Raw genomic sequence first — 4600 nt, forward strand, 5'->3', positions numbered from 1 at the left:
GCACCCGGCTGCCCGGCCGGTACGGCCGGTCGGACAGCACCACCGGCCCCGGCAGCCCGGCCGTCACCCGGTCGAGTTCGGCCGCCAGCCGCTGGAACTGCGCGTCGTCCGCCGGGTAGACGGTGATGAACTTGCCCGCCGAACCACGGTCGCTGTTGCGGGAGTTGAGCTCGCGCAGCCGCTCCTCTCCGGCCGCGAACTTGAAGCTGCACGGGTCGGTGGCGAGCACCCGCGCCACCGCCGCGAGCACCTCCCCGCCCACCACCGATGCCGCGCTCAGATGGAGCTTCCAGCCCTGCTCCGGTAAGGGCGACGACCCGGACGGCCTGGCCGTGCACCAGAAGCCACCGACGGTGACGTCCCAGCCACCGCCGCCTCCCCGGCTCCCGGCGTCGGCCAGTGCCGCCCGCGTCGCCTCCGGCCACGAACCGGCCGCATCCGGTCCGGGGCCCGCCGATCCCCCGCCCCCGGCCGTACGCAGCGATGTGTCCGCCCTCATCCGCCACCACATCCCTTCGTTTCGGCCGCCGCGTCGCGGGTGCCACTGCTCGGCACCCGGGCGTGCGGCCCGGCCTGATCGGTTTCCTCGGAATGAACGGGAGCGCCCCCGAGGGCGGGAACGCCGCGTCCCCGTACCCGCCTTCGGCCCGGTGTCGCCGGGACTTGAATCAGGCGGGGCCCCTTTCCGTCCTCCGGCCCGCACAGGCCGGGACGTGCGGGGCAACTCCCCTTCGCAGGACTGAAGTTAGTTTCGAGAAAACCGAAGCCTCAACGCAGAGCCGGTCACTTCACTCGTAAGGGTGATCAGTGGGCGGTTTCGAATTCGTACGAAGGCCCCGCTGTGCCCCGAGCGCCCCAGGTGTACGCGCGGGCACCGCCCGTACGGGCCCGTACGGGCGCCCCGACACAGGTTGACGCGCACCCGTACGCCCCCGGCACCCGCGTCCGAACACCGGTGGAAACGGCCGTCGACCGGCCCCCCGATCGGCCGGGGCCCGACCGGCCCCGCGCGCACGGTAGTCTCGACAGGTGCCGAAACTGTCCGACGTCATCACCGCGCTCGAAGAGGTGTACCCGCCGCAGTGGGCGGAGTCCTGGGACGCCGTCGGCCTGGTCTGCGGGGACCCTCAGGCCGAGGTCAGCCGCGTGCTCTTCGCCGTCGACCCCGTTCAGGCCGTCGTCGACGAGGCCGTGGAGTGGGGCGCCGACCTCGTGGTCACCCACCACCCCCTCTACCTGCGCGGCACCACCAGCGTCGCCGCCACCACCTTCAAGGGCCGGGTGGTGCACACGCTGATCACCAAGGGCATCGCGCTGCACGTCGCCCACACCAACGCCGACCACGCCGACCTCGGTGTCTCGGACGCCCTCGCCGAGGCCGTCGGCCTGCGGGTGACCGGCCCGCTGGTGCCGGACCCGACCGACCCGCTGGGCCGACGCGGCACCGGCCGGATCGGCCTGCTGGAGCCCCCGCTGACCCTGTCCGCCTTCGCCGCGCAGGTCGCCGAGGGCCTCCCCGCCACCGCCGCCGGCGTCCGCGTCTCCGGTGACCCGGACCGGCTGATCAGCCGGGTCGCGGTGTGCGGCGGCTCCGGCGACAGCCTCTTCGCCGAGGTCCGGGCGGCCGGCGTGGACGCCTATCTGACCGCCGACCTGCGCCACCACCCGGCGTCCGAGGCCACCGAGGCGGCCCCGGTCGCCCTGGTCGACGCCGCCCACTGGGCCACCGAGTGGCCCTGGCTCACCCTGGCCGAGCGGGCCCTGCGGGCCGCCGCCGACAAGCGCGGCTGGGCCGTGGAGACCAAGGTCTCCCACCGGGTCACCGACCCGTGGACCGCGCACGCCCCCATGTCCTTCACCGCCTGACCCGATTCACAGGAGCATTCCGCTTGAACGCCGCGCCCGCCGACCAGATCCGCCTGCTCGACCTCCAGGCCATCGACTCGAAGCTCGACCAGCTGGCCCACCGGCGCCGGACCCTGCCCGAGCACGCCGAGATCGAGAAGGCCACCGCCGACCACACCGCCCTCAAGGACCTCGTCGTCGCCGCCGAGGCCCAGAAGGGCGACACCGCCCGCGAGCTGACCAAGGCCGAGCAGGACGTCGAGCAGGTCCGCGCCCGTGCCGCCCGCAACCAGCAGCGCCTGGACTCCGGCGCGATCACCTCGCCGAAGGACCTGGAGAACCTCCAGCACGAGATCGGCTCGCTCGCCAAGCGCCAGGGCGACCTCGAGGACGTCGTGCTGGAGATCATGGAGCGCCAGGAGACCGCCAAGACCCGGGTCGAGGAGCTGAGCGCCCGCCTGGAGCACTCCACCGTCGTCCTCACCGAGGCCGAGGGCCGCCGCGACGCCTCCTTCGCCGAGATCGACGGCGAGGCCGAGAAGGTCAAGCGCGACCGCGAGACCGTCGCCGCCGTCATCCCGGCCGACCTGCTCAAGCTGTACACCAAGCTGCGCGAGACGCAGGGCGGCGTCGGCGCGGCCCGCCTCTACCAGCGCCGCTGCGAGGGCTGCCGCACCGAGTTCTCGATCACCGAGCTGAACGCCATCAAGGCCGAGCCGGCCGACAAGGTCGTCCGCTGCGAGAACTGCTCGCGGATCCTGGTCCGCACCGCCGACTCGGGCGTCTGATCCGGTGGCGGCCCGCTTCATCGTCGAGGCGGACGGCGGGTCCCGGGGCAACCCGGGGCCGGCCGGCTACGGCGCGGTGGTCCGTGACGGCGACACCGGGCAGCTCGTCGCCGAGGCCGCCGAGTTCATCGGCCACGCCACCAACAACGTGGCCGAGTACCGGGGCCTGATCGCCGGCCTCAAGGCGGCCCGCGAGCTCGACCCGGACGCCTCGGTGGACGTCCGGATGGACTCCAAGCTGGTCGTCGAGCAGATGTCCGGGCGCTGGCGGATCAAGCACCCCGACATGCAGCCGCTCGCCGCCGAGGCGCGCACGCTCTTCCCGCGCGGCCGGGTCAGCTACACCTGGATCCCGCGCGAGCGGAACAAGGACGCCGACCGGCTGGCCAACGAGGCGATGGACGCCGGCCAGGCGGGCCGTCAGTGGGAGCCGAAGGCCTCGGAAGCCGGGGCCGAGCCGCCGCTGAAGACCCCGCCGCCGAAGACCACCACCCCCAAGGCCGGCTGGGCCGCCCCCGCCGACCTCGGCACCCCGACCACCTTCGACCTGCTGCGCCACGGCGAGACCCCGCTCACCCCGGAGAAGCGATTCTCCGGCAGCGGCGGCACCGACCCGGAGCTGTCCGACAAGGGCCGCTGGCAGGCCGAACGGGCCGCCGAGGCGCTGGCCGCGCGCGGCAGCGTCCAGGCGGTCGTCGCCTCCCCGATGGTCCGCACCCGGCAGACCGCCGAGACCGTCGCCGCCCGGCTCGGTCTGGAGGTCCACTACGAGGACGGGCTGCGCGAGGTCGACTTCGGCGACTGGGAGGGCCTGACCTTCGCCGAGGTGCGGCAGCGGTACCCGGAGGACCTGTCGGCCTGGCTGGGCTCCGCCAAGGCCAAGCCGACCGGCAGCGGCGAGAGCTTCACCACCCTCACCCACCGGGTCGGCGCGGCCCGGGACCGGATCACCGCCCGGTACCCGGGACAGACCGTGCTGGTGGTCTCGCACGTCAGCCCGATCAAGACGCTGGTCCGCCTCGCGCTCGGCGCCCCGCCGGACTCGATGTACCGGATGGAGCTGTCCGCCGCCTCGATCTGCGCCGTCCAGTACTACGCGGACGGCAACGCCTCGCTGCGGCTGCTCAACGACACCTCGCACCTGCGCTGAACCGGTTCGTCACCGGGGTGCTCAGTGCACCTCGGTGACCACCACGTCCAGCTGCCACGGCTTGCGCGCCGTGCCCTCCGCCGCCAGCTCGACCCGGTGGCCCAGCTCCAGCAGCGCGTCCATCAGCTCGCCCGGAGTCTTCGGCTCGGCGCCCGTGACCAGCAGGTCCCGGACGATCCGGCCCTTGGTCGCCTTGTTGAAGTGGCTGACCACCGTGCGCTTGCCGTTCCGCTCCTGGAGCACCCGGACGGTCGCGGTACGGGAGACCACCTCGCCGGCCGGCTTCCAGGCCGCCGCGTACGCGGAGCTGCGCAGGTCCAGCACCAGCCCGTCCGCCACCTCGGGGAGCACATCGACCATCGTGCTCCGCCAGTACGCTCCGAGCGCCCCGAGGCCGGGGAGTTTCACGCCCATCGAGCAGCGGTAGGACGGGATCCGGTCGGAGACCCGCACCGCGCCCCACAGGCCGGAGAACACCAGCAGCGAGCGCTCGGCCCGCTCGTACGCGGCGGCGTCCAGGCCGGCCAGGCCCAGGTTGTCGAACAGCACCCCGGTGTACACCTCGGCCGCCGGACGGGCCCCGGCGGTGAGCAGGCCGGCGTTCTTGGCGATCTCGCCCCGCAGGCCGGGGGTCAGGCCGAGCACCTCGGCGGCGGTGTCCTCGTCGCCCCGGCAGAGCCCGACCAGCGCGTCCAGCACCGCCCCGCGGGCCGCCGTCAGCCCGGGCAGCGACAGCCGCTCCAGCGCGACCGGCGCGCCGTCCCCGGACGCGGCCTTGCCCTCCGAGGGCGGCAACAGCACGAGCACAGCGGACTCC

Annotated in this window: 4 protein-coding genes and 1 pseudogene; 3 read left to right on the forward strand and 2 right to left on the reverse strand. The window is 73.9% G+C overall.

What is annotated here, in order from left to right:
* Window positions 1-499 (reverse strand): annotated as a pseudogene (locus tag J0670_RS30740) (hypothetical protein); the annotation flags it as partial.
* A 530-nt stretch (window positions 500-1029) separates the two neighbouring features.
* On the opposite strand from J0670_RS30740, the gene J0670_RS30745 reads away from it, so the two are divergent.
* From J0670_RS30745 to J0670_RS30755, 3 genes are read left to right on the forward strand one after another with little or no spacing between them, the layout of a single operon-like run.
* Complete coding sequence (locus J0670_RS30745) at window positions 1030-1866, forward strand: Nif3-like dinuclear metal center hexameric protein (protein ID WP_207815058.1); 837 nt, start codon at window positions 1030-1032, stop codon at window positions 1864-1866.
* A 23-nt stretch (window positions 1867-1889) separates the two neighbouring features.
* The gene (locus J0670_RS30750; RefSeq protein ID WP_207815059.1) at window positions 1890-2633 is read left to right on the forward strand and encodes a zinc ribbon domain-containing protein; all 744 of its coding nucleotides are present in this window, start codon (window positions 1890-1892) and stop codon (window positions 2631-2633) included.
* A 4-nt stretch (window positions 2634-2637) separates the two neighbouring features.
* On the forward strand, window positions 2638-3783 hold the full coding sequence (locus tag J0670_RS30755; protein ID WP_207815061.1) for a bifunctional RNase H/acid phosphatase: 1146 nt from the start codon (window positions 2638-2640) through the stop codon (window positions 3781-3783).
* 21 nt (window positions 3784-3804) lie between these two features.
* Here the strand turns inward: J0670_RS30755 and yaaA are convergent, their stop codons facing one another.
* Window positions 3805-4590 carry a peroxide stress protein YaaA gene (gene yaaA / locus J0670_RS30760; protein WP_207815062.1) on the reverse strand — a complete coding sequence of 262 codons (786 nt, stop codon included), beginning with the start codon at window positions 4588-4590 and terminating at the stop codon, window positions 3805-3807.
* Window positions 4591-4600 lie beyond the last annotated feature (10 nt).

The organism is Streptomyces sp. FH025, from assembly GCF_017427025.1.
Classification (GTDB): domain Bacteria; phylum Actinomycetota; class Actinomycetes; order Streptomycetales; family Streptomycetaceae; genus Kitasatospora.